19 protein-coding genes are annotated in these 25,780 nt (G+C 38.9%); 14 read left to right on the top strand and 5 right to left on the bottom strand.

Annotation, left to right across the window (positions count from 1 at the left end):
- Window positions 1–42: 42 nt before the first annotated feature.
- Window positions 43–1,509: an FMN-binding glutamate synthase family protein gene (locus tag I6E72_RS17205; RefSeq protein ID WP_007579865.1), complete on the bottom strand. Its 1,467-nt coding sequence runs from the start codon at window positions 1,507–1,509 to the stop codon at window positions 43–45.
- Between the two features lie 112 nt (window positions 1,510–1,621).
- Window positions 1,622–3,400 carry a DUF885 domain-containing protein gene (locus tag I6E72_RS17210; RefSeq protein WP_197113351.1) on the bottom strand — a complete coding sequence of 593 codons (1,779 nt, stop codon included), beginning with the start codon at window positions 3,398–3,400 and terminating at the stop codon, window positions 1,622–1,624.
- Between the two features lie 358 nt (window positions 3,401–3,758).
- On the opposite strand from I6E72_RS17210, the gene I6E72_RS17215 reads away from it, so the two are divergent.
- The 14 genes from I6E72_RS17215 (at window position 3,759) to mdoH (ending at window position 20,270) form a co-directional block, all read left to right on the top strand.
- Window positions 3,759–4,745 (top strand): GGDEF domain-containing protein, encoded by a 987-nt coding sequence (locus I6E72_RS17215; protein ID WP_007579862.1) that lies wholly within the window; start codon window positions 3,759–3,761, stop codon window positions 4,743–4,745.
- 83 nt (window positions 4,746–4,828) lie between these two features.
- On the top strand, window positions 4,829–5,584 hold the full coding sequence (ubiE, locus tag I6E72_RS17220) for a bifunctional demethylmenaquinone methyltransferase/2-methoxy-6-polyprenyl-1,4-benzoquinol methylase UbiE (RefSeq protein WP_024589468.1): 756 nt from the start codon (window positions 4,829–4,831) through the stop codon (window positions 5,582–5,584).
- A gap of 11 nt (window positions 5,585–5,595) precedes the next feature.
- Window positions 5,596–6,279 carry a ubiquinone biosynthesis accessory factor UbiJ gene (locus I6E72_RS17225; protein ID WP_197113352.1) on the top strand — a complete coding sequence of 228 codons (684 nt, stop codon included), beginning with the start codon at window positions 5,596–5,598 and terminating at the stop codon, window positions 6,277–6,279.
- Window positions 6,280–6,288: 9 nt separating this feature from the next.
- On the top strand, window positions 6,289–7,893 hold the full coding sequence (gene ubiB, locus I6E72_RS17230) for a ubiquinone biosynthesis regulatory protein kinase UbiB (RefSeq protein ID WP_101217598.1): 1,605 nt from the start codon (window positions 6,289–6,291) through the stop codon (window positions 7,891–7,893).
- A gap of 80 nt (window positions 7,894–7,973) precedes the next feature.
- Entirely contained in the window at window positions 7,974–8,222 is a 249-nt protein-coding gene (tatA, locus tag I6E72_RS17235) for a Sec-independent protein translocase subunit TatA (protein WP_007579853.1), read from the top strand.
- A 5-nt stretch (window positions 8,223–8,227) separates the two neighbouring features.
- Window positions 8,228–8,560 carry a Sec-independent protein translocase protein TatB gene (tatB, locus tag I6E72_RS17240; protein ID WP_165722836.1) on the top strand — a complete coding sequence of 111 codons (333 nt, stop codon included), beginning with the start codon at window positions 8,228–8,230 and terminating at the stop codon, window positions 8,558–8,560.
- Between the two features lie 48 nt (window positions 8,561–8,608).
- Window positions 8,609–9,349: a twin-arginine translocase subunit TatC gene (gene tatC, locus I6E72_RS17245; protein ID WP_121953986.1), complete on the top strand. Its 741-nt coding sequence runs from the start codon at window positions 8,609–8,611 to the stop codon at window positions 9,347–9,349.
- Between the two features lies 1 nt (window position 9,350).
- On the top strand, window positions 9,351–9,866 hold the full coding sequence (locus tag I6E72_RS17250) for a hypothetical protein (protein WP_165722835.1): 516 nt from the start codon (window positions 9,351–9,353) through the stop codon (window positions 9,864–9,866).
- Entirely contained in the window at window positions 9,866–10,651 is a 786-nt protein-coding gene (locus I6E72_RS17255) for a TatD family hydrolase (RefSeq protein WP_007579842.1), read from the top strand. The genes I6E72_RS17250 and I6E72_RS17255 overlap by 1 nt, the downstream gene beginning before the upstream one ends.
- Entirely contained in the window at window positions 10,651–12,504 is a 1,854-nt protein-coding gene (locus I6E72_RS17260) for a sensor domain-containing diguanylate cyclase (RefSeq protein WP_197113368.1), read from the top strand. Before I6E72_RS17255 ends, I6E72_RS17260 begins: the two co-directional genes overlap by 1 nt.
- A 12-nt stretch (window positions 12,505–12,516) precedes the next feature.
- Window positions 12,517–13,527, top strand: coding sequence for a porphobilinogen synthase (gene hemB, locus I6E72_RS17265; RefSeq protein WP_007579839.1), 1,011 nt, complete (start codon window positions 12,517–12,519; stop codon window positions 13,525–13,527).
- A gap of 128 nt (window positions 13,528–13,655) precedes the next feature.
- Window positions 13,656–16,388, top strand: a complete 2,733-nt coding sequence (locus tag I6E72_RS17270; RefSeq protein ID WP_197113370.1) for an ExeM/NucH family extracellular endonuclease — start codon at window positions 13,656–13,658, stop codon at window positions 16,386–16,388.
- A 329-nt stretch (window positions 16,389–16,717) separates the two neighbouring features.
- Window positions 16,718–18,337, top strand: coding sequence for a glucan biosynthesis protein G (locus I6E72_RS17275; protein ID WP_165726630.1), 1,620 nt, complete (start codon window positions 16,718–16,720; stop codon window positions 18,335–18,337).
- Window positions 18,309–20,270, top strand: coding sequence for a glucans biosynthesis glucosyltransferase MdoH (gene mdoH / locus I6E72_RS17280; RefSeq protein WP_197113372.1), 1,962 nt, complete (start codon window positions 18,309–18,311; stop codon window positions 20,268–20,270). The genes I6E72_RS17275 and mdoH overlap by 29 nt, the downstream gene beginning before the upstream one ends.
- An 854-nt stretch (window positions 20,271–21,124) precedes the next feature.
- On the opposite strand, the gene fusA is transcribed toward mdoH, so the two are convergent.
- From fusA to I6E72_RS17295, 3 genes are all read right to left on the bottom strand, one after another.
- The gene (fusA, locus tag I6E72_RS17285) at window positions 21,125–23,209 is read right to left on the bottom strand and encodes an elongation factor G (protein ID WP_010554859.1); all 2,085 of its coding nucleotides are present in this window, start codon (window positions 23,207–23,209) and stop codon (window positions 21,125–21,127) included.
- A gap of 206 nt (window positions 23,210–23,415) precedes the next feature.
- Complete coding sequence (locus I6E72_RS17290) at window positions 23,416–24,141, bottom strand: response regulator (protein WP_024589479.1); 726 nt, start codon at window positions 24,139–24,141, stop codon at window positions 23,416–23,418.
- Window positions 24,142–24,155: 14 nt separating this feature from the next.
- Window positions 24,156–25,778, bottom strand: coding sequence for an ATP-binding protein (locus I6E72_RS17295; protein ID WP_197113397.1), 1,623 nt, complete (start codon window positions 25,776–25,778; stop codon window positions 24,156–24,158).
- Window positions 25,779–25,780: the final 2 nt, after the last annotated feature.

Here is a 25,780-nt window from a genome sequence, read left to right on the forward strand (position 1 = left end):
TAAAAAAGGCGCTATTAGCGCCTTTTTTAGTTAGTTAAAAACTTACTTATAGTTTTCGTAAATTTTATCGAGCGGTTCTGATAAACCACTTTCTTGCACTATACGTACATGTTCACGTTTTAATTCGCGTGCACTAGTCACACCACAAGAATGGGCTATTAGCCCAGCTCCGTAATGAATGTATTTATTATAGTTAGCTACTCGTTGCGCTTTATCAGCTACATTTAAACCGCGTTGCAAACGCTCGTTATGCGTAGTGATCCCGGTCGGACAGGTATCTTTATTACATTGCATTGCCTGAATACAGCCCAGTGCAAACATATGCCCTCGAGCCGATACAACAAAATCAGCACCGAGCGCTAACGCCCAAGCAACCTTTGAAGGAACAATTAATTTACCTGAGGCGATTATTTTAATACGATCTCGCAGCCCATGTTTTTCAAGCATATTAACTACAAGCGGTAAACTTTCGCGCAGTGGTAAACCCACTGAATCCATAAGCGGTTGTGGTGCTGCGCCCGTACCACCATCAGCACTATCTATGGTAATAAAGTCAGGCGCGGACTCTATACCACGGTGGTTTATTTCAGCGAACAACGTTTCTAACCATCCGTAAGCACCAATTACCGCTTTAAAGCCTGTAGGTTTACCTGTCGCGTTACGCACAGTGGCAATCATATCGAGAATATCGGCTGGGTTTTTAATTTCAGGATGACCATTGGGGCTAATAGAATCTTGCCCTTCTGGTATGCCCCTAATTTTAGCTATTTCGGCGTTAACTTTGCGCCCTGGTAACATACCGCCTTTACCTGGTTTTGCACCTTGGCTCATTTTAAGTTCAAACATTTTTACTTGTTCGTGAGCCGCTATTTCTTTTAGTTTTTCGGTACTTAAATTTCCATGCTCATCTCGTGCACCATATTTAGCTGTACCAATCTGAAACACTAAATCGGCACCACCTTCTAAATGATAAGGACTTAATCCCCCTTCACCGGTGTTCATCCAACAACCCGCTAGTTTTGCCCCTTTTGATAAGGCTCGTACAGCTGGCTTTGAAAGCGCACCAAAACTCATACCAGATACATTGAATAACGAGTTGGTCGTGTAAGGTGTTTTACAGTATGGACCCAAAGTAACATTACTCGGGTCGAGCGCTTCTTCGTCTAAAGTAGGAAATGCACAGTTCATAAACATAACCGTACCTGTTACTTCTAAGCTTTGCGTGGAGCCAAATGCAGCCGTACGGTCAACATCTTTTGCTGCACGATAAACCCAACTACGCTCTGCGCGGTTAAACGGCATTTCTTCTCTATCTTGAGCAAAAAAGTACTGTCTAAAAAACTCACCTTGGCGTTCAAAAAAATATCGAAAGCGACCAATAACAGGGTAATTACGTCTAATTGCATGCTTGGTTTGTGTTACATCTCGAATATAAAAAACGACAACGATTAAAACCAATAACCCTAAAACAACAATAAACATACTTGCAAATACATCAATACTAAACATTATAAAATTACTCACCCAAGGCCCCTTGATGACTGTTTTTAAAATAAAAAAGTGCTATATCACCAAAATGACATAACACTTTTATTTGTTCAAGGCTTTAACTGCCTTATATCTAATTCTGTTGTTTAGCTAACTCTGCTTTTATATATAAACGCACTTGCGTTTCAAGTACCGATAAAGGCACTGAACCATGGCGTAATATTTGATGATGAAATTCACGAATATCAAAGCTTTTTCCTAGCGCTTGCTCTGCTTCAATGCGTAAACGCTTAATAGTAAGCTCACCTATTTTGTACGAAAGCGCCTGTGCAGGCCATGTAATATAACGATCGGTTTCGGTTTTAACGTTATGCAACGAAAGCGCTGTATTTTCGCTCATAAAGTTCATGGCACGCTCGCGACTCCAGCCATACATATGCATACCTGTATCAACAACTAAACGCGCTGCTCGCCACATTTCATACGTTAAACGACCAAAACGGCTATATGGGTCTTGATAAAAGCCGGCTTCTAAACCTAAATATTCAGAGTAAAGCCCCCAACCTTCGCCAAATGCCGAGAGGTAAGCATCACGGCGATAGCTCGGCAGATTTTCAAGCTCTGCATTAAGTGATATTTGTAAATGATGGCCAGGCACGGCTTCGTGCAGCGTTAATGCTTCTAAAACATACAAAGGGCGCTTATCTAAAGCGTAAGTATTTACCCAATAATACCCTGCTTCATCATCTCGATTAGAGCCTGAATATCGACCGGTTGTGTATTTAGGTGCAATACTAGCCGGTACAGGTGCTACACCATAAGGTTTGCGCGGTAAGGTATGAAATAATTTAGGCAGTTGTGCATCCATTTTTTTAGCAATATAAGATGCTTCTTTTAAAAGTTGCTCTGGTGTTGTGGCGTAAAATTGTGGATCAGTGCGTAAAAAGTGGATAAATTCGGCAAACGTGCCTTTAAAACCTACCTCTGCTATTACGTTTTCCATTTCACTACGAATTCGCGCAACTTCTTTTAAGCCAAGTTCGTGAATCTCTTTTGGTGTCATGTCGGTAGTGGTGTAATGCTTAGCACGGTTTTTATAAAAAGCTTTGCCATTAGGGGTTTCTGAAATACCAATACTTGTGCGAGCGCCCGGTTGGTATTGCTGCGTAAAAAACACTAAGTAATCTTTATAAGATTTTATAACCTCTTTTTTTATAATGATTTTGGCTTTTTGTTGTAGCGCTTTAAATTCACTGTCGCTCAAACCCGCTGTATTAGTTAAAAAAGGTTTATAAAACTCAGATGTAGTTACATCGTCAACAATGTAGGCATTAATTGAATCTTCATAACCTTCTAATACAGCTCTAGGTTGAGTAAGCCCTGTCTCAAGCCCTTTTTTCATCCAATACATGTTTTGCTCAAAAAAGCGTGGAACTTGCGCCAATCGTGCAAGATACACTTGGTAATCTTCCGGTTTTTTATATTTAGAGCTATTTATTATGTACGACAAACCAGAATGAAACCCATATTCAGAGGTGAGCGGCATATAGTGCGCATTAAATACATATTCATCGACACTGTTTTGTACTTGAGCTCGAATAATATCGAAGTTAATTTGATTTTCATCGCTTAGCTTTTCAATATTAATAGTGTCTAATTCAGCAAGTAATCGCGTTTTATTTTTATATTCTTGCGCTAAAAATTCAGGGGATAAATTTGGCAATAAATAACCTTCAACACCACCTACACTATCGTAAGGGTTAATGCTTTCTCTATAATCAACAATACTTTGCGCTACTTTAGTAAATTGTTGATCTGAATTTTGCATGGTCATTTGGCATGCACTTAATGAGCACAAAACCGTGATACCAAATAAAGATTGGCGAAGTGGCTTAATTAAAAAATGATTCATTATAATGTAACTTAGCAGTGTTATTAATTTCATAAAGCTATCGTAGGGTAAATAAATAGCAAGTAAATGAGACCAACCTCATAGTAACAATCCCTACTTATACCAAGTGTATTAATACGTTACATACATTAAATGAAGTAAAAACCAGCCTAATTGATGAGAAAAACAGCGATTAAGCTGCTAAAGCAAAATTTAAGTTCCCTAACTATCGTTTTTGCTTTTAAATAGCTCGGATAATGATTACTGTATAAAAAAATAATAAAAAGCTCGGACGCATAACCGCCTCATGGAATGAGATATTTTAAAATTTGCACTTATGCGTACTTAGTTGGTATTTAAAATGATGTTCCATGATTCCATGGCTATTGCACAAGAAAAAATGACCAAAGTGTGTGTTTTTTTAGAGCGCTATACGCTCCCACCTACGCCGCTGAATTATCAAGTTATTTATGCTTATACCAGTCAAACTAATCTCAAGCTAAATAAAGCTTTAGACCGTGCTATCGCTGTTGAAGACAATATAGATAGCGTTTTAATTGAACAACTACATTCTGAGTTTTTAAATACTGGCCACAAAGCGCAAGTCAACATGATTCAAAATGTTGATGGTGTTATAAACTCACTTTCTCAAAATTCTCAAGCTACTGAAAAGCAAATAATTCGCTTTGCGGGTCAAGTGAGCGAATGCGTACATTCGCTAGATGAGAACAACATAGAACAAAGCCGTCAAGCGCTTGAAGTTCTTCATAATCAAACCGCCGAATTACTCAACCAACATAAGCAATTTAAGCAAGAACTAAGCAAAGCCAAACAACTACACGAAAAAACACAAAAGCAGCTAACTCAACTTCGTAAACAGCATATTATTGATAGCCAAACAGGGCTTTATAAGCGACATTATTTAACGCAACAAACCCAAGTGTGGACTAATCAACAAAAATCTATTTGCGCAATAGCGATTCAAATAGACAACCTTGATCACTTTACTAAAAATTATGGTGATATTATTGGTGAAGTCATTTTGAGTAAAGTCGCTAAGCAAGTGCAAAAATATGTTTTTCAAAGTGGCTTACCTGGTCGCACAGCAAAAGATCAATTTACTGTTCTCCTCGCCGACATAGACCCAGATACAGCTAATGTTATTGCCGAAAAAGTACGAAATGGGGTCGAAAAGCTACGCTTTGTTAGTTCAAAAACAGGTATCAAGCTACCAAGTATTGGCTTATCACTAGGAATTGCTCAGCATCAACAAGAAGATGATTTTAATCAGTTAGCAAAAAAAGCATCTCATGCGGCTTTTAAAGCACGTTCATTAGGTCAAAGTAGTTACACTGCAGGGCAATAAATTACCTGATAAATCATATTCAAATTGCACCTACTGTGTACAATAAAGTACACTAACCTCTATTGTCACGATAGAGATTAATCATGAACGAAACCGAACAAAAGACCACGCATTTTGGTTATAAAACAGTAGCCGAGAACGATAAAGCTTCTATGGTTGCTGATGTATTTCACTCAGTAGCTGCAAAATACGATGTAATGAATGATTTAATGTCTTTTGGGGTGCATCGTTTATGGAAACGTCAAACTATTGCAAGCTCAGGTGTTCGTAAAGGCCATCATGTACTCGATTTAGCCGGCGGCACTGGCGACTTAACGGCAAAGTTTAGCCAATTAGTGGGCGAAACGGGTCAAGTTGTTTTGGGTGATATAAACTCATCTATGCTTAAAGTTGGTCGTGAAAAACTGCATAATCTTGGATTAGTGGGCAATATCGACTACGTACAAATGAATGCAGAAATGCTACCGTTCCCAGATAATAGCTTTGATGTGATCACTATTGCCTTTGGCTTACGTAACGTTACCGATAAAGACAAAGCATTACGCTCTATGTACCGCATTTTAAAGCCAGGTGGTCGTTTACTTGTTTTAGAGTTTTCAAAACCAGAGCATGACGTACTTAGTAAAGCTTACGATTTTTACTCATTTAATTTATTGCCTACAATGGGTAAGCTAGTTGCTAACGACAGTGAATCGTATAAGTATTTAGCTGAATCTATTCGAATGCATCCAGATCAAGACACGCTAAAAGCGATGATGGAAGATGCAGGCTTTGAGCAAACAACATACCAAAACCTCACAGGCGGAATTGTTGCGCTGCACCGTGGTTTTAAATATTAAGGCTAGCAGTTATGGCGCTTGAGAAAATAACAAAAAATAATAATGATGCAATGCCATCTGAATTTTTTATGTTACCTAATTTTGTACTTTCGCTTATTGAGCGTGTACTAAATCAAGCACTTAGCCTTGACCCACAATTATCTCAAAAGCTAAGCGCCGTTAAACATCAGCGCTTAGTGGTTGAAGTAAGAGATTGGCAACAAAGCATCCAACTTGTTTATAGCGCTGAGCAATTACACTTATACAGTGCTCAAAATAATGAAAACGCAGATTGTATGATCAGCGCAGACATAGACACGCTTTTAGCGCTTAAAAACCCAGCTATGCTTACCCAGTTAATTCGCCAAGATAAGCTCGACTTACAAGGCGATTTAAATATTGCGCAAACTTATAGCAATGCGTTTTCAGGCATTGATATTGATTGGCCTGAACAGCTCTCTAGATACATTGGCGATACCCCCGCTCAGCAGTTATATCTGCACTTAAAAAAACTAAAACAAAAAAGCAGCAAAACCAACACTAAAATAAGTACAATGCTTACAAGTTTATGCCAAGATGAGCTCGCAATTACTATTCACCCATTAGAACTTGAGCAATTTAAACAAAAAAATAGAGAACTCAAAGGCCAAGTCGCTGCTGTTGAGCAGCGTATAAATACCTTGTTAAACTCTTTTTCACCTTCAAACACCCGCTAAGGATTTTTTGTGTCGACTGCACGTTTGTATAACATCACCAAAACATTACTTAGCTATGGGTTAGACGAGCTAATTCCAAAACATAAGATCCCTTGGTTTGGTAAAGTAGCTCGTGGCAGTTTGTTTTGGCTGCGTAATCAGCACAAAGAAAAACCTGCAGGGCTACGCTTACGTTTGGCACTACAAGAGCTTGGTCCTGTTTGGATTAAATTTGGCCAAATGCTCTCAACTCGTCGTGACTTACTCCCTCATGATATCGCTTTAGAGCTTGCGTTTTTACAAGATCAAGTTCAGCCATTTGAAGGCGCACTTGCACAAAAAATTATAGAAAAAGCGTTAGAAATTAACGACATAAGTGAGTTGTTTAGTGAGTTTTCACAAATTCCACTGGCCTCAGCATCTATAGCGCAAGTACATACAGCAAAGCTTATTGATGAGCAAAGCATTGAGCAAGATGTAGTAATTAAGGTTATTAGACCCAATATTTACGAGCAAATTAATGCCGACTTAGCGTTAATGGAAAAGCTCGCTAAGGTACTTGCAAAAGTCCATAACGAATCAAAACGTCTACGCCCCGTTGAAGTGGTTAAAGAATACAAAAAAACACTCCTAGACGAGCTCGATTTAATGCGAGAAGGTGCCAATGGCATTCAACTAAAACGCAATTTTGAAGGCTCTGATTCATTATATATACCTGCAGTTTACAGTGATTACAGCCGTAGCAATGTGCTGGTAATGGAGCGTATTTACGGTATACCAGTGTCTGATACGGATGCATTGCTGGCGCAAAACACTAATATGAAATTACTTGCTGAGCGCGGCGTAGAAGTGTTTTTTACGCAGGTGTTTAGAGACAGCTTTTTTCATGCCGACATGCACCCTGGTAATATATTCGTCTCTCGCGAGCATCCTGAAAATCCAATGTATATCGGTATTGATTGCGGTATAGTTGGTACGTTAAGCAAAGAAGATAAACGCTATTTAGCTGAAAACTTTATCGCCTTTTTTAATCGTGATTATCGCCAAGTTGCACAGCTACACGTTGATTCAGGTTGGGTACCACCAGATACTAGCATTGAAGAATTTGAATTTGCAATTCGCACAGTTTGTGAGCCTATATTTAATAAACCTTTGGCTGAAATTTCATTTGGTCACGTGCTCGTAAATCTATTTAATACTGCACGTCGTTTTAACATGCAAGTACAACCGCAATTAGTATTGCTACAAAAAACCTTATTATACGTTGAAGGATTAGGGCGTCAGCTTTACCCGCAACTCGACTTATGGAAAACAGCCAAACCCTTTTTAGAAGATTGGGTGAAGCAGCAAGTTGGACCGCTATCAGTACTGAAGCAAATGTATGCTAACTTGCCATTTTGGGCTGAAAAAATGCCTGAACTACCTGATCTAATTTACCAAAATTTAAAGCGTGCACCACACGCTCATCAACCTCAAGAACAAAAGGTATCTCATAAACCTTTAATATTGAGTTTATTTGGTAGTGCTACAATGATTATGGCAACACTTTGTTATTTACAGCACGATTTAGTAGCTGCAAGCATTGCAATAGCCTTATCTGCTATTAGCTTTATTGCAGCATGGCGCAACGCATAAACTGAGTGCTATTTGCGCTATTGGGCGTATAATTAGTATTTAAAATATACATTTAACCGTTTTATATATTGGAGAAAACCATGGGTTTTGGTGGTATTAGTATTTGGCAATTATTAATTGTTTTAGCGATCATAGTTTTACTTTTCGGCACAAAAAAACTACGCGGTATGGGAGGTGATATTGGAGGCGCTGTTAAAGGCTTCAAAAAAGCAATGTCGGACGACACAGCGAGTGAGCAAGAAAAATCAGAGCAAATTCAACAATCAGAAAAAAGCACCGTTGACGACTCAACCAATACTGAAAAAAACAAAGATAGCAATAAGGTTTAATTAGTATGGGGATGTGGGAGCTTGTTGTTATTTTTATTGTTGGCTTAGTGGTGCTCGGTCCTGAGCGCTTACCTGTTGCTATTAGAACAGTGAGTAAATGGGTTAAAACCGCTAAATCACTTGCCAACTCGGTAAAAGCCGAAGTAAGTGAAGAACTGCGTATTCATGAACTTCACGAAAACCTTAAAAAAGCAGAACAACAAGAACTAAAAGACTTAAGCCCTGAGCTACAAAGTTCATTAACAGAGCTACAAAAAGCGGCTGAATCAGTTACTCACAGCTACAAAAAAACACAATCTGATACATCAAATAACCAACAATTTGATGAGAAAAAGTGAAATTTATTTCTCACTTTGTGGTCAACTTACTACATGGTATAAAAAATAATGGCTGAGGAAGTAAAATCGGGGTTTGTAGCGCATTTAATTGAGTTACGTGATCGGCTAATAAAAGCACTATTGAGCATTTTAGTTATTTTCATTGCCATAGTATATTTTGCGAATGATATTTACGCCTTTGTTGCACAGCCGTTAGTTTCGCATTTGCCAAGTACTGCGACTATGATTGCAACCGATGTAACAGCCCCCTTTTTTGCACCTTTCAAACTTACTTTATTTGTCGCTTTATTTGCGTCGATTCCGTGGATATTGCATCAAATTTGGGGCTTTATAGCACCGGGGTTATATCAGCACGAAAAAAAAATGCTCATGCCCATTCTCGCCTCAAGTATAATATTATTTTATGGCGGCATAGCTTTTTGTTATTTTGTAGTTCTGCCAATTATTTTAGGCTTTTTTACAAGTACCGGCCCCGAAATGATGACCCTTGCGCCCGACATAAGTAGCTATTTAGGGTTTGTATTAAAACTATTTTTTGCATTCGGTATCGCTTTCGAAATTCCAGTAGCTATTATGCTGCTATGCTGGAGTGGCGCAACAACAACAAAAAGTTTAAAAGAAAAGCGCCCTTATATCGTCGTGGGTGTTTTTGTAGTCGCGATGTTTTTAACACCGCCTGATGTTTTATCACAAACATTATTAGCATTTCCGATGCTTCTTTTGTTTGAACTAGGTTTAATTTTAGCAAAATTTTATACCGCCAAACCACAAAAAGAATCTGAGGAATAAAATGAAAAAACAACTACTCTCACTATTGGTTTTATTAAGTGCGCCTACTTTTGCTGCGCAAACTGAATTTAATACTCAAGCGTTACAGGCATGTAGCTTTATTGAAAATGACTTTAACCGATTACTTTGCTATGACAATACAATTGCTGGTAAATCACTAACAAAGCCAACAATAACAAAAACGCTCACTCCACCAACGGCTAACAATGTACCTCAAGTCGTAGTTGCTGCACCAATTCAAGCAAAGGCAAAAGCTGACGATTTTGGCTTAGAGCACAAAGAATCACAGGTAGAAAAAGAGACTGAAATTAAAGCTATGGTTACTTCAGTGAAAGAAGCAGCTTATGGCGAGTTAATTATTTCGCTAGATAACGGCCAACAATGGCGTCAAATTGGCTCTGACAGCATGCGTTTAAAAGAAAACGATACAATTGTAATCAGCCGTGGTGCATTCAACTCCTTTTTACTGAAACAAGACGGTAAAAACCGCTCTATTCGCGTTAAACGTACTAAGTAATGTCATATACGTTAATTGATGCTGGAGTTAACTTAACTAATCATCAATTTGATGACCAGCATTATGATGTAATTACCCGTGCAAGCGAAGCCGGTGTTACAAATATGCTTATTATAGGTTGTGATATTGCGAGTAGTCAGCAATCACTTGAACTTGCGATAAAACATCTCCAATATTCTACGGCGGGTGTCCACCCACATGATGCTAAATCGGCGACGAATGAATTAGAAGCACAATTAACTGCACTTGCAAACAATAAGCAAGTCATAGCGATTGGTGAATGCGGCCTTGATTATAACCGTGACTTTTCGCCTCGCGATGTACAGCGTAGTGTTTTTAGACGCCACCTAGCACTTGCCGAAAAATTAGATTTACCTGTTTACTTACATGAACGTGATGCAAGTGACGACATGCTAAGTATTTTAAAAGAGTTTAATATTCGCGGTGTACTCCACTGCTTTACGGGTAACTCAGCAGCTCTAAAGCAATATTTAGATTTAGGTCTGTATATTGGTATAACGGGTTGGGTATGTGATGAAAGGCGTGGTAAAGATTTACAACAACTAGTGCCTAGCATTCCTCTAGATCGATTATTAATAGAAACTGATGCACCATTTTTAATTCCACGAACAGTTAAGCTAAAACCTAAATCGCGTAAAAATGAACCCGCTCTGCTTCCTTATATTTGCCAAACAGTTGCGCAACTTTATCAAATAGATGAAGAAGTTGTGGCCCGCAAAACTACAGAAAACTTTTACAATGTTTTTGGTTTAAAGAGCTGCTAATGGCGTGCGCAAAAGCATTACTAAGTCTATTGATGCTTCTTTGCACTTTTTGCTCTTTCGCAAGCCCTGTAATAATAAAACATGATTTTAACTCCCAAAACATTAATAACCTGCATTACTCTTTTGAACCAACTTCGCTATTAGATGCACATCAAAGTAGCCATATACAGTGGCAAAAAAACACAGGTAAACCTCTTAATTTAGGACTAGAGCAGCGTTCTGTATGGATGAAATTTAAAATAAAAAACACGCTTAGTTATAATACCGAACAACTGTTGTCACTAAACAACCCTCTGCTAAACGACGTTCAAGTATATCAGTTACATAACTCGCAATTAATTTCTCACACCCAAATTGGCGATGCATACCCCCTTGATAAACGTGCGATTAAGAGTGAATCTTTATTAGTTAAACTAATTAGCCCTGCAAATAGCGAAACCATTATTATTATGAGAGTGACGAATAGCTCCGGCTTGCGAGTCCCTTTAACGCTGTGGCAACCAGAAGCTTATTTGGCACATAAAGGTAAACTTAATTTACTCTATGGCTTATTGATTGGTTTTATATTTTCTTTAGGTGTGAGTTGCTTAGTTTTATATAGTTTTTCACGTAAACGTTATTTTGTTTATGCTGGTTTAATTACCCTCACATTAGGTAGTTTATTAGCCTACATTTGTGGCTTTGGCCTAAAATATATTCATCCTAATTTGCCAGCGTTACAGCAAGTTATGATCCCTATATTACTTATGCTTATTGCTTTAATGTTTTTGCCTTTACAAAAGCAAATTTGCCATCCAAAGCCCTCTTTTTTACTTACGGTTCAAAAAGTGATAGTTAACGCATTAGGTGTCTCGTTATTGTTTATTTGGCTATTTCCAACCCATATAGTGACACTATTTTGCTTAACTACTATCCCAATCGTTTTAGGCTTTTATATTGCAACTACACTTATGTGCATACGTTTATCACCTTCTAAACCTAATAAAGCGCTACTGCTCGTATTAGTTTTTTTCTTGGTGGTGATGCTTTATTTTATTGTTGCAGTAATAGGGCTATACGCCTTTGACAGAAGTACATTAGCATTTGTATTTACATGCTTTTTTAGCTGCACATTTTGTCTATGCTACAGTGTAATGAAGTTATTTATTTTGCAACGTGATGAAGAAGTAATTGCTCAGCAAACCTTGATTGCTGAAAATGCAGCTCAAGATACGCTACTTAAAGAGCGCTTAAAGTTACAAGAAAAAACACGCCAAGAACTCGAATCACAAGTCGACGAACGCACCTTTGAATTACAAGTTACACTCAGAGAACTTGAAGAAAAAAACCGCTCACTTGAGTTACTCAATACCGAAGACGCTTTAACCGGAATAAAAAACAGACGCTTTTTTGATAAAAAGCTAATAATGGAGATTCGTCGGTCTCGTCGAGAACAAACGCCGCTTAGTATTGTTATGCTTGATATAGACCGATTCAAAAGCATTAACGATACATACGGACACATAATTGGCGATCAAGTTATTAAAGCTGTATCTGACCTTATAAAAGATCATTTAAAGCGACCACTCGATGAAGTTGCTCGTTATGGCGGTGAAGAGTTTGTGGTGCTATTACCTAATACCCCCAGCGAAGGTGCACAAGACATAGCTGAAAAAATACGAGCAGCTATCTCAGCCAGTACAGTAACGGTTGCCAATAATGATATTCAATTTACAATTAGCGCTGGTGTATACACCAGCATTGCTGATGATGTTAGCAACCCTCAAATTTTTACTGAGTGCGCCGACAAAGCACTTTATTACGCAAAGCAACATGGCCGTAATCAAGTAATCACTTTTCCATTACCACAGTAGGAGCATATTAATATGGCCCAATCAGGATTAGACCTTTTCCCGTATACTCGCATGCGCAGAATGCGCCGCAGCGACTTTTCTCGCCGCTTAATGGCCGAAAACCAACTTAGCGTAAACGATTTAATTTACCCTGTATTTGTACTAGAAGGTAAAAATCGTCGCGAAGCAATTGAATCAATGCCTGGTATTGAACGTCTATCGATAGATTTACTATTACTTGAGGCAAAAGAACTTGTTGAGCTTGGCGTACCTGCCGTTGCTATTTTTCCGGTAACCCCTGCGGACAAAAAATCACTATTTGCCGAAGAAGCATATAATGACGATGGCTTAGTGCAACGCACTGTTCGCGCTTTAAAAGAAGCCTTTCCTGAGTTGGGTGTAATTACTGATGGTGCACTTGATCCATTCACGACGCACGGTCAAGACGGCATTATTGATGACACAGGCTATGTAATAAACGACGTAACCACCGAAATTTTAGTTAAACAAGCACTCTCGCATGCAGAAGCGGGCGCTGATGTAATTGCCCCTTCGGACATGATGGATGGCCGTATTGCTGCAATTCGTGAAGCACTTGAAGCTGATGGGTTTGTGCATACCCGTATTATGGCCTACTCAGCTAAGTACGCATCTAGCTACTATGGCCCATTCAGAGATGCAATAGGTTCTGCTGGAAACTTAAAAGGTGCCGATAAAAAAACCTACCAAATGGACCCAGCAAACTCTGATGAAGCAATACGTGAAGTCGCATTAGACTTACAAGAAGGCGCTGATATGGTCATGGTTAAGCCTGGCATGCCTTATTTAGATATTGTACGTCGTGTTAAAGACGAGTTTGGTGTACCTACTTTCGCATATCAGGTAAGTGGCGAGTATGCAATGCACAAAGCAGCTATTGATAACGGTTGGTTAAGTGAGGAAGCTACTATAATGGAGTCTTTACTTGCATTTAAGCGTGCAGGCGCTGATGGAATATTGACCTATTTTGCTAAGCAAGCCGCACAATACCTAGCTAAAAAGTAAGGTTTTTATAAAAAGGCGGTTAAACCGCCTTTTATTTACATTCGTTTACATTTTTGTATTATTTTCGTCATATTTATTCTCTAAACTGGTGTCCCATTTTGGGATTAATACACGGGAATAATAAAAAAATGTTTAAAACAAAAATAACACCACTCGCACTTGTTATAGCAAGTCTCAGTGCGCCAGCCTCCGCAGATCTAATCATTTCAGAATACATAGAGGGAAGCAGTAATAATAAAGCAATTGAGCTTTATAATAACTCGTCATCTCCACTAACTCTTGATCAGTACTCACTAAGTTTGTATGTAAATGGCAAAACTACAATTCAATCAACTCTTGATTTGTCTGGTACTTTGGCAGCTAACAGTACCTTTGTTGTTGTTAATTCAAGTTCAAATGATGCACTAAAAGAAAAAGCCGATTTAGAACATGGTGTTGCTAACTTTAATGGTGATGATGCGTTAGTTCTAATGCAAGGTAGCACTGTAGTCGATAGCTTTGGCCAGCGCGGTGTAGATCCCGGTTCGTTTTGGTCTGAGGGCGCAGTACAAACACAAAATAAAACACTTCGTAGAAAAGATAGTATTACCGCAGGTAGAACAACACCTGACGCAGAGTTTAACCCGAGTGAAGAATGGGTACAGTTTGACCAAGATGACTTTGATGGTTTAGGTTCACATGCAGGTAATGGTGGAACAACACCTGAACCAATTCCAGAACCAGAACCACTTGAACCACTTGTTTGTGGCGCAGAAAAAGTACTAATTAACGCTATACAAGGCGATAGCTCTGCAAGCCCGCTTGTTGATACTTTAGTAGAGTTTGAGGGGATTGTAACCGCAGACTTCCAAGATGATGATCAATTAAAAGGCTTTTTTGTTAGCTCACTTGCTGCTGACATAGATGCAAATCCTCTCACCTCTGAAGGTGTATTTGTTTATTTTGCAGATATTGACGTAAACGTAGGCGACCATGTACGTGTACAAGGTACTGTAGAAGAATATTTTGATGCAACACAAATCGGCAGTGTTAGCCAAGTTGCCATATGTGGCACTGGTTTAGCTGCAGCAGCTACAAAAATCACTTTACCTTTAGCTGATACAACTGATTTAGAAGCTTTTGAAGGTATGTTAGTTACATTAGAACAACCATTAGTAGTAACTAATAACTTTGGCCTTGGTCGATATGGTGAAGTTGAATTAGCAACAGAACGCTTGTATCAAGGTACCCAAGTTGCATTACCTGGAGATGCAGCTAATGCAGTTGAAACTGAAAATCTACTTAAAAAGATTTTACTAGATGATGGCTCTACAGTACAAAACTTAGACCCTACAGCCTACCCAACTCCAGGCTTATCAGCAGAAAATACATTACGTACTGGCGATACAGTTAATACGGTTACGGGGGCACTTGCTTATAGCTTTAGCCTTTACAGAATCCACCCAACGGTAGCACCTTCGTTTATTGCAACAAATGCACGTGAAAATGCGCCTGAACTTAATGCTGAAGCAGATTTACGTGTAGCTAGCTTTAACGTACTTAATTACTTTAATGGTGATGGCCAAGGCGGAGGGTTCCCTACAGCCCGAGGTGCAGATTCAGAAGCTGAATTTACTCGCCAAGAAGCTAAAATTGTAAGTGCCATTAGCGCTATCCAGGCCGATGTTGTTGGTTTAATGGAAATTGAAAATGATGGTTTTGGCGAATTTAGTGCAATTGCAAGCTTAGTAGATGCATTAAATGACGCTGATAGTGCTAACAAATATGCATTTGTTGATTTTAACGTAGATCAAATTGGTACCGATGCAATTACTACCGCACTTATCTATCGTGCTAACAAAGTAGAAGAAGTAGGTACTGCTGCTATTACGACTGAGGCTCCATTTGATTTTAGTAACCGTGCTCCAATTGCACAAAGCTTTAAATCATTAGAAACTGATGAAGTATTTACTGTTGCTGTGTCACACCTTAAATCTAAAAGCTGTGGTAGTGCTTCTGGAAACAATGCAGATTCAGGTGATGGACAAGGCTGTTGGAATGAAATACGCACAGAAGGTGCTAATGCATTCGCAAATTGGCTTGATAGCAAACCAACCGGTGTTGACGACGAAGATACTATTTTAGTCGGCGATATGAATGCTTACGCAATGGAAGATCCTATACGTGCATTTGCTGATAAAGGCTACAAAAATGTAGTTGCAGAAGTTGATGGTGATACGCTTGGTTATTCTTACCGCTTTTCTGGTCGCGCTGGTAGTTTAGATCATGCAGTAGCTACCCAATCACTACTTAGCAAAATTGTCGCAGCAACAGATTGGCACATCAACGCAGATGAACCTATTTCTCTTGATTACAATGTAGAGTTTAAAAGCGAAGGTCAACAATCTAGTTTGTACTCTGAAAGTGCATACCGCGCATCAGATCACGACCCTGTAATTATTGATATTAAATCTGAAATCACTTTAACACCTGAAGAGCAAACGCCAGTTATTAAAGCTGATCAAGTTTTTGCAGTCGATGAAAACAGCGCAATTGGAACAATTATCGGCACACTCGATTTTAGTGATCCAAATGCCGATGAATCACCAGTTGTTAAATTTATCACATCTGATAATGACAGCGTTTCTATTAACAATCAGGGGCAGCTAGTTGTTGCTGGAGAGATTGATTACGAATTTGAAAATCGTATTACTTTAACAGTGCAAGCTCAGGATAGCGTGGGTAACTTATCTAACGTTGAAAAAGTAGCCGTGAAAGTAAATAACTTACGCTCAGATGATGATAATGATGCAGGTTCATTATTATGGTTATCACTTCTTTTAGCACCACTATCAATAGTGCGTCGATTTAAAAAGAAATAACTAAGTTAAATCTAAACATTTAAAAGCCGCTCTTGCGGCTTTTTTATTTTATACAAATGTAATTCAGACAAGCTTCATTAAACCCCCCGTAATATGTTCAGACGATCTGTGAATCTTCTAGTAATTAATCAGTAACAACTACATACATTTGAGTGAATTTTACACAACAAAACCTCAGTGAATTATGTATATAAATATTACCTATTGAAAAATATGAACTTTTATTAAGGTTTAAATTTTGCTCTAAGTTATTTAGAAGATACTTACAAAATAAAATCAATATTTACCCTAAACGTAAAAATAAGTCGTGTTTTTATAAAGGAATGAGAATGAAACAACTAACCCAAAATCTGCCTAAATGGCAAAAGAAGTCAGCACCACTACTGGGTCTACTTATTATTTTTTCGACTTGGGGCAATAGCAACCAAGCGATTGCTGCAACCGTTGATGTAGCAATCCCACAAAGTAGCTTATTTGACGTAATTAGCGCCCGCGCTAAAAAGTTAGCAAGCGAAGAATACGTGGCGCCTAAAAACATTGAGCTTGAAGCACTTAACAATATTGATTATCAAGATTACCGTTCAATTCGATTTAAAAAAGACAAAGCAGTATGGAAAGATGAAGGCCTGTACGAGCTGCAATTATTCCATCCTGGTTTTTTATATAAAACACCTGTGACAATAAATACCGTTGATAGCGACTCTAAACGCAGTCGCTTACCTTTCAGTACTGACTTTTACCAATACGATGGCACTGCTGCACCACTACAAGAAGAAATAGCTAAAAGTGTTGCGGATACTCAACTAGGCCATGCTGGATTTCGCTTACATTACCCGTTAAATACTAACGAGTATAAAGACGAAGTAATGGTATTTCAGGGAGCATCGTATTTTAGAGTTGTTGGCCCTCAGCAAGTTTATGGATTATCAGCTAGAGGCCTTGCCATTGATACTGCAGAAAATTCAGGTGAAGAATTTCCAATGTTCAAAGAGTTTTGGTTAGTTAAACCAAAGGCCGACCAAACACAAATTACCATTTTTGCATTATTAGATAGCCCATCTATATCGGGTGCATACAAGTTTAGTGTTGACCCTACAACTAATATGCTAGTTGATGTTGATATGCAGATATTTGCACGTAAAGACATTAAAAAGCTCGGCGTAGCTCCATTAACGAGTATGTTTTACCACGGTGAAAACAGTACCAAATTTTTTGATGACTATCGCCCTGAAGTTCATGACTCGGATGGCCTATTAACTCAATCTGCTGATGATAAATGGGTATGGCGCCCTCTTAACAACCCTTCACAGCTAAGTGTAACTTCGTTTTCATACAATAATCCAAAAGGTTTTGGGTTAGCTCAACGAGATCGAGATTTTAATAACTATCTGGACACAGAAGCACATTACCACAACCGCCCTAGTCTATGGATTGAACCACAAGGTGAATGGGGAAATGGCCGTGTAGAGCTTGTAGAGATACCTACTGACACAGAAACTAACGACAATATCGTCAGTTACTGGGTACCAGAAAAGCCAATGAAAGCCGGTGATTCGTTAAAGCTAAGCTACAAAATGACGACCTTTAATGCAGCTTTAACTCAGCACGAAAAAGCGAGAGTACTGCGCACAAGAATCGGTAGTGCTGCTTTACCTGGTGAGGACAACCCTCCACCAAAAAGCCATCGCCAATTTACTGTTGATTTTACTGGGTCAGAAATAAATCAACTCTCTGAACAGTTAAAGCTAGATGCCGACATTCAACTTACAACAGGCGAAGTAACCGACGTGAATGTACAAAAACTGCCTGATTCACGAGGATGGCGTGTAGCCTTTAAAATTGCACCACAGGACGATCAACCCGTTGATATGCGTTTATCGTTAAAACTACGTGATAAAGAAATTAGCGAGGTATGGAGTTATGTTTGGTACCCAAATGACATCAAGTAATAAAGGTAAGGGCACTCCAATGCCATTCAAAACATTAAGAGTTTGGCTATTTGCTATTGCAGCGCTTGGCACATCTGGCTACGGCATATCTATTATGTTTGAGATTTTAAGCTCAAACGGTATGACATTACTTGAGTATGCTCTTTTAGTATTATTCTCAATCACTTTTGCCTGGATTGTAACGGCCTTTTGTAGTGGAACAATCGGCTTTGTATTACAGCTATTACGAATTGACCCACTTACGCTAAAGCGTATTAAACCAATTGAGTTCAATAGTGAGGCAATTAACGCCCAAAAAACCGCCGTTGTAATGCCTATTTACAACGAAGACACCCACCGTGTTATCGCGGGCTTTGAAGTTAGTCTGCAATCGTTAAAAGAAACAGGTCAACTTGCAAACTTTGATTTTTACTTATTAAGCGACACGCAAGACCCAGAAATAGCTAAAAACGAGCTAAGTGCATGGCATGCATTGTGTGAACGTTTAGGTGATACGGCTAAAAACGTTTTTTATCGTCGTCGCGAAGATAACAAACACCGTAAAGTAGGTAACCTAACCGACTTTTGTGAGCGCTGGGGCAGCCAGTACGACCATATGATTGTGCTTGATGCAGATAGCGTAATGACCGGGAAATGTATGTTAGAGCTTACTACAAGTATGCTCAACAACCCACAAGCAGGCCTGATCCAAACTATTCCGATCCCTGTTCGTCAAGATACCTTTTTTGGCCGCTTTTTACAGTTTGCGTCAGTGCTATATAGCCCAATGCTCGCTACTGGCTCAGCTTTTTGGCAAACTGATAAAGCCAACTACTGGGGTCATAATGCAATCATTAGAGTTGAAGCATTTATAACGTGCTGTGGCTTGCCAACACTAAAAGGTAATGCACCTTTTGGCGGCGAAATTTTAAGTCATGACTTTGTAGAAGCTTCACTACTTCACAGTGCTGGTTGGGATGTATTGTTGCTATCAGATATTGAAGGTAGCTATGAAGAAGTACCAAGTAACATTCTAGACTACGCTGTACGCGATAGACGCTGGGTGCAAGGTAATATTCAGCACTTGGGTTTACTATCATCATCAAAATTAAAATTAATGAGTAAGCTACACTTTTTACTTGGTGCGACAGCCTATATTTCATCACTAATTTGGCTCTCAATGCTAGCGCTAAGTACTATTGATGCAGTAACGCGCGCATTAAATAGTGATGTGTACTTTAACCGTGTTTATCAATTATTCCCTACATGGCAAATAGCTAAAACCGATCTGATTGATTCACTCCTGTATTTAACTATTGTTATTTTATTAATGCCTAAACTAATGGGCATAATAGTAACCTTAATACATAGAAACAAACGCTTTGGTGGTTCAATTAAGCTCATACTAGGTTCAATCATTGAAACCGTATTTGCTATTATTGTTGCCCCATTAATGATGGTATTTCATGCTTACTTTGTACTTTGTGTGTTTTTAGGTAAAAAAGTGAAGTGGGATGCACAACCGCGCGAAGGTCGTATGGTTCCGTGGAAAGAGGCGTTTGGTTATACGTTATTCTCAACTGTTGTGGCTATTGCATGGGGTTGTACGGCTTACTACTTCACGCCCGTATTCTTTTGGTGGTTATCACCTATATTGCTGGGCTTAGTATTAGGCGCTCCGATTATCCGTTATACCAGTAGCATTAAACTCGGTGTACAACTAAGAAAGTTAGGTATATTTATTTGCCCTAGTGAAGTTGATAACGACTCAACTCTAGAAGCACTTAAAATACATCTAAAAGAAATTTCGGTACCAAAGGAAGGTGCTTATCCACAAACAATACCGGCACTACCACAAGAGCATTTGGTAACAATGCCTATCCAGTCTTTTAAGAAGCCACGCAGGCTAAAGATGAAAGCGCTAAAAGCTAAGGCTATAAAAAAGTTTAATTAGCGCGTTATAAAATACAAAAACAAAAAAGGAGCGATTAATCGCTCCTTTTTGCTATCTAAATTAAAGATCAAGCATTGCATTTATCGCTAATATTTTCAATTTTGTTAGCTAACTTATTGCAGTACATTTTAGAAATAGCTGATTGCGTTTCATCATCAAGTTGCCAGTTATAAAAATGGAACGTTTTACCATTATCTAACTCCACCTTAAAAATGGTGAAAAGAAAAAACGAACTAAATGATACGCAACTAATTTCCTCGCTATTGATATAACGCTTTGTGCATAAACGCGTATAACAAATGCCTGCTTTATAACAATGTAAAAAACGAAGATGAAGAATATTAAAAGTAGTAATAATCAGTAGAGCTGGCATTACAGTGAGAAAAACAATTTTTAGGTTCACAGAAAATATAATATGAATTAAAAATATTAAGCTGAATGCTAAAACGCATTTTGTAAATTGTAGCCACCAGTTTGGTGCTAATTTAATAGATTTCATGATTGTTACGTCTTATATAGAATTAATAGCAAACGTCTCTGCTGCGGAGACTTCCTTATCTGACTTTAGAGCTCTAGTCTAAAAGTGCTAGTATTCTACATTACGTATATAGATGCATCAATAGAAGTTCTTAAAATTCATGCAGTTACATTTACTTTACAATTAACCTCTTATAAACCAACCAATTAAGTAATTGAGGTAAATAAATTGCTTTCTAGTACCTTTTTATTAATTAGTAACATAGGACTAATTAATAATAAAAAGTAGTTATAAACAACTAAAAAAATAAAACCAAATTATAGGCAATAAAAAACCCGCAACATGTGCGGGTTTTTTTAAAGAGTTAAAGAGCTAATTACTTAGCAGCTTTTTTCTCTTTTTCTGCAGCGATTACTGTATCAGCAACGTTTTGCGGACATGCAGCGTAGTGTGAGAACTCCATAGAGAACTGACCACGACCAGATGTCATTGTACGTAGTGTACCGATGTAACCGAACATTTCTGATAACGGTACGTCAGCTTTAATACGGCTGCCTGTTAAACCAGCTTCTTGGTCTTTCATCATACCACGACGACGGTTAAGGTCACCGATTACGTCACCAACGTGATCTTCTGGAGTGAACACGTCAACATTCATGATTGGCTCAAGAAGTTGTGCGCCCGCTTTAGGGATCGATTGACGGAAAGCGCCTTTAGCAGCGATTTCGAACGCGATTGCAGATGAATCCACGGCATGGAAACCACCGTCGAAAAGTTCAATTTCAACGTCAAGTACAGGGAAGCCAGCTAGAACACCAGTACCCATCATTGACTTGAAGCCTTTCTCAACTGCAGGCCAGAATTCTTTAGGTACGTTACCACCAACTACTGATGATTTAAACGTGAAGCCTGAAGCAACTTCGCCTGGCTTGATGCGGTAGTCGATTTTACCGAACTGACCAGAACCACCAGATTGTTTCTTATGCGTGTAGCTATCTTCAATTTCTTTAGTGATAGTTTCACGGTAAGCAACTTGTGGTTGACCAACAATAAGGTCTACGCCGTAAGTACGCTTAAGGATATCTACTTTGATATCTAAGTGAAGCTCACCCATACCTTTAAGGATAGTCTCGCCTGAATCTTCATCAGTTTCAACTTGGAAAGATGGATCTTCTGCAACCATTTTACCGATAGCAACACCCATTTTCTCATTACCGCCTTTATCTTTAGGCTGTACAGCAATCGAGATTACTGGAGTTGGGAATACCATTGGCTCAAGTGTTACAGGGTGCTTAGGATCACATAGAGTGTGACCAGTTTGCACGTTTTTCATACCTACGATAGCAATGATGTCACCAGCTTGTGCGCTAGTTAATTCGTTACGATCATCTGCTTGCATCTCAACCATACGGCCAACACGCTCAGTTTTACCAGTAAACGAGTTAAGGATAGTGTCACCCTTGTTTAGTTTACCTGAGTAAATACGTACGAATGTTAATGCACCAAAACGGTCATCCATTATTTTGAATGCTAACGCTTTGAAAGGTTCGTCAGTAGATACTACTGCGAACTCGCCATTTTCGTTACCTTCTTCATCCATAAGAGGTTGAGGATCAACTTCTGTAGGACATGGTAAGTAATCAACAACAGCGTCAAGAATAAGCTGCATACCTTTGTTCTTAAACGCAGAACCACAGTATGTTGGGAAGAAAGCAAGGTCACGAGTACCTTTACGGATACAACGTTTGATGTCTTCTAAAGAAGGTGCTTCACCTTCCATGTAAGCTTCAAGTAGTGCATCGTCTTGCTCAAGGGCAGTTTCAACAAGCATTTCATAATACTCGTCAGTTTTATCTACCATGTCTGCAGGAATGTCTGTGATTTCGTAGTTTTCAGGAAGACCAGTGTCATCCCAAACGTATGCTTTTTTAGTTAAAACATCTACAACACCAACAAACTCATCTTCAATACCAATTGGTAAAGTCATGATTAGTGGAGTTGCGCCAAGTACTTTACGTACTTGCTCAGTTACACGGTAAAAATCAGCACCCATACGGTCTAATTTATTTACGAAGATAATACGTGCAACTTCTGAATCATTAGCATAACGCCAGTTAGTTTCTGATTGTGGTTCAACACCACCAGAACCACAGAACACACCGATGCCGCCATCTAGTACTTTAAGTGAACGGTAAACTTCAACTGTGAAGTCAACGTGTCCAGGAGTATCGATAACGTTAAAGCGGTGATCTTTCCAGAAACAGCTTACAGCCGCAGACTGAATAGTAATACCGCGCTCAGCTTCTTGTTCCATGAAGTCAGTAGTAGATTCACCATCATGAACCTCACCAGTTTTATGGATTTGACCAGTAAGCTTTAGGATACGCTCAGTAGTCGTGGTCTTACCCGCATCAACGTGCGCGAAAATACCAATGTTTCTGTACTTCGATAAATCTGCCATTAATTTTGCTCTTAATAAAGTCGATAAATTATTCCGCAGGAGTATAACATCACTTAAAGCGAACATCACCATACAAGCCGCTTAAAATGCAATCAATTCAACATATTTTTTTTATCGTCAGTATCTATTAAATATCAAACATAACAAAAAAAACGTAAGACACTGAAATAAATAGCATTTAATATTTTAGCATCAGGTACACAAAGTTACTTCGCTATTTTATAGCAACGTTCAGGGCGGCCAATACTGCCATAACTTTGATCCGCTGTTAACTTACCTGATTCAAGCAAATACTCCAAGTAACGGCGTGCTGTAGAGCGACTAACACCAACCAAATCGCCCATTTGCTGAGCGGTAAATGCAGTGGTTGCGTGCTCTACAAAAGCATCATGTATTTTTTGCAGGGTAAGTTGATCGACCCCTTTTGGTAAACGAACAGACGTGTTGGTTTGCTGCTTTGAACCAAATAACGTATCAACCATTGACTGCGTTACTTCACTTGCATCAGAAAAACATTGTTGACGTGATTCAAAACGTGCAAGTGCTTGATCAAGTCGGTTTAACATTAATGGTTTTACTAAAAAGTCGCATGCACCTAACTGCATTGCTTTTTCAAGGGTTTCGACCTCTTTTGCAGCGGTGAGCAGCATAACTTCACTTTTAATCGTTCGACGTCGTAAGTCGGTCAATAAATCAAGTCCGTTACCATCAGGTAAATGTATATCGAGTAAAATCAAATCGGGTTCAATTGCATGCAGTAAGGCTGTTGCCGTGCTTAAATTACCTGCAATGCCCACTACCTGATACTGTGCTTGCCTTAAACTTTGCTTTGGCGTTTGACTACCTGCGACACCATTTGGTAATAACAAGTACTGCGCTAATAGCTGTGCTACCTCTACTTCGTCTTCAATTATTACTACTGAATACGTCATGTTTAATGCTCTTATTATTTTGGAATGTAAACACTTAGTCTTGCACCAAGTAGGTCTGACTCACCAATTTCTAACGTGCCACCGCATGAGTCTAAATTTGTTTTTACTAAATATAAACCAATACCATGCTCTGCTCCTGATTTAGAGCTGTACTGAGGGGTAAAAATAACATCATGGTCAGAACCTAACCCAAAGCCTGTATCTTCTACATCAAATAAGAGAGTTTGGCTGGTTTCATCAACGGTTACCCGTACTTTTGCAGAGCGAGAGTTCGATGACCTAATAGCAGCCTCAATCGCATTATCTATAAGGTTACCTAAAATAGATACAACTCGCTCGAGCATATCTTTACGTGCAATAACACCAAGTAGGCTGTCGGGGTTAAGCTCAAGCGCAACATTTAATTCTCTTGCTTTATGATATTTACCCACCAACAAACCAGCAAGCACAGGGTCTTGTATGCGCTCTAACAAGTTATGAATTTGTGCCTGAGAGCCCTGGCTTTCTTGCCCTATTATTCCTATAGCTTGTTCGTTTTTGCCCATTTGCACTAACGCACCAATTAAGTTGAGCTTATTAGAATAGTCATGAGTTTGTACCCTTAAAAGCTCTGCAAAAGCCTGAACTTTAGTAAGTTGTTGGCTTAAATACTCAAGTTCATCAGAGGGGCGCATACTCAGTAAAATACCATCCGCCTGCCCTTGCACTTGCAAAGAAAATCTCGATAAAATAAGGCGTTTATCGGCGGCAAATAATTCAAAGCCCACTATTTTACGTCGCTGATTACGCAATAAAAATTCTGCATGTTCAGGTAATAAATCGTTTAAGCTGAGGTTCTGATTAATAATTGAAGTTGGTTTATCTAATATTTCGCAGGCGCGTTGATTGAGTTTTCGTACTTTTCCGTCCGGGTCGAGTGCAATAATACCGCTGCGTACCGTATTTAAAATTGCATCTTGTTCTGAAAACAAACGTGCAATTTCATCTGGCTGCAGGCCAAAAATAGCATTTCTGACACGCTGTCCAATATAAATAGCCGCCAGTATACTTAAACCTACAAGTATTAAGCCCCATATTAAAATTTCACTACTGCGAGAGAGAATAAGCGGATCGATTGATTGTACTAAAAAACCAACCGATACAACGCCTACTATTTCATTATTACCTGCGTACACCGGCACTTTGCCACGAATTGATTCACCTAAGCTACCATGGGCCACCGAAATATAGCGTTCACCTTTTAATGCAGCTTGGCTATCGCCTCCGACCATTTTTTTGCCAATTTTATCTTCATCTGGATGCACAATACGAAGCGCATTTTCATCGCCAACAACAATAAAATCAGCACCTACAAGCTGTCGTAAATCTTCAATTTGCATGTTAATAGCGGTTAAGTCACTAGGTATTTTCAGTGCATTAATTACATCAGCACGTGTGGCAATACTGCTTGCCACAGCTAATGCTTTATCACCAATATGGTTATGTAAGCTTTGCGCTGTAAGTTGATACACCAACGCGCCAAATAATAAAGCCTGCAATACACACAATCCTGTTACCCAAATAATTAATCGTGTTTCTAATCGCTTAGGTTTTGTGACCATGTTTTGCAATGGATTTAGCTTGTTGGTGTTTTTCATTT

This window comes from Pseudoalteromonas sp. NSLLW24 (assembly GCF_015864725.1).
GTDB lineage: Bacteria > Pseudomonadota > Gammaproteobacteria > Enterobacterales > Alteromonadaceae > Pseudoalteromonas > Pseudoalteromonas arctica.

Bases quoted from the DNA above. Each gene is read 5' to 3' on its own strand.
- I6E72_RS17205 (WP_007579865.1), bottom strand. From the start codon at position 1,509: ATGTTTAGTATTGATGTATTTGCAAGTATGTTTATTGTTGTTTTAGGG.
- I6E72_RS17210 (WP_197113351.1), bottom strand. From the start codon at position 3,400: ATGAATCATTTTTTAATTAAGCCACTTCGCCAATCTTTATTTGGTATC.
- I6E72_RS17215 (WP_007579862.1), top strand. From the start codon at position 3,759: ATGGCTATTGCACAAGAAAAAATGACCAAAGTGTGTGTTTTTTTAGAG.
- ubiE (WP_024589468.1), top strand. From the start codon at position 4,829: ATGAACGAAACCGAACAAAAGACCACGCATTTTGGTTATAAAACAGTA.
- I6E72_RS17225 (WP_197113352.1), top strand. From the start codon at position 5,596: ATGGCGCTTGAGAAAATAACAAAAAATAATAATGATGCAATGCCATCT.
- tatA (WP_007579853.1), top strand. From the start codon at position 7,974: ATGGGTTTTGGTGGTATTAGTATTTGGCAATTATTAATTGTTTTAGCG.
- tatB (WP_165722836.1), top strand. From the start codon at position 8,228: ATGGGGATGTGGGAGCTTGTTGTTATTTTTATTGTTGGCTTAGTGGTG.
- tatC (WP_121953986.1), top strand. From the start codon at position 8,609: ATGGCTGAGGAAGTAAAATCGGGGTTTGTAGCGCATTTAATTGAGTTA.
- I6E72_RS17250 (WP_165722835.1), top strand. From the start codon at position 9,351: ATGAAAAAACAACTACTCTCACTATTGGTTTTATTAAGTGCGCCTACT.
- I6E72_RS17255 (WP_007579842.1), top strand. From the start codon at position 9,866: ATGTCATATACGTTAATTGATGCTGGAGTTAACTTAACTAATCATCAA.
- I6E72_RS17260 (WP_197113368.1), top strand. From the start codon at position 10,651: ATGGCGTGCGCAAAAGCATTACTAAGTCTATTGATGCTTCTTTGCACT.
- hemB (WP_007579839.1), top strand. From the start codon at position 12,517: ATGGCCCAATCAGGATTAGACCTTTTCCCGTATACTCGCATGCGCAGA.
- I6E72_RS17270 (WP_197113370.1), top strand. From the start codon at position 13,656: ATGTTTAAAACAAAAATAACACCACTCGCACTTGTTATAGCAAGTCTC.
- I6E72_RS17275 (WP_165726630.1), top strand. From the start codon at position 16,718: ATGAAACAACTAACCCAAAATCTGCCTAAATGGCAAAAGAAGTCAGCA.
- mdoH (WP_197113372.1), top strand. From the start codon at position 18,309: ATGTTTGGTACCCAAATGACATCAAGTAATAAAGGTAAGGGCACTCCA.
- fusA (WP_010554859.1), bottom strand. From the start codon at position 23,209: ATGGCAGATTTATCGAAGTACAGAAACATTGGTATTTTCGCGCACGTT.
- I6E72_RS17290 (WP_024589479.1), bottom strand. From the start codon at position 24,141: ATGACGTATTCAGTAGTAATAATTGAAGACGAAGTAGAGGTAGCACAG.
- I6E72_RS17295 (WP_197113397.1), bottom strand. From the start codon at position 25,778: ATGAAAAACACCAACAAGCTAAATCCATTGCAAAACATGGTCACAAAA.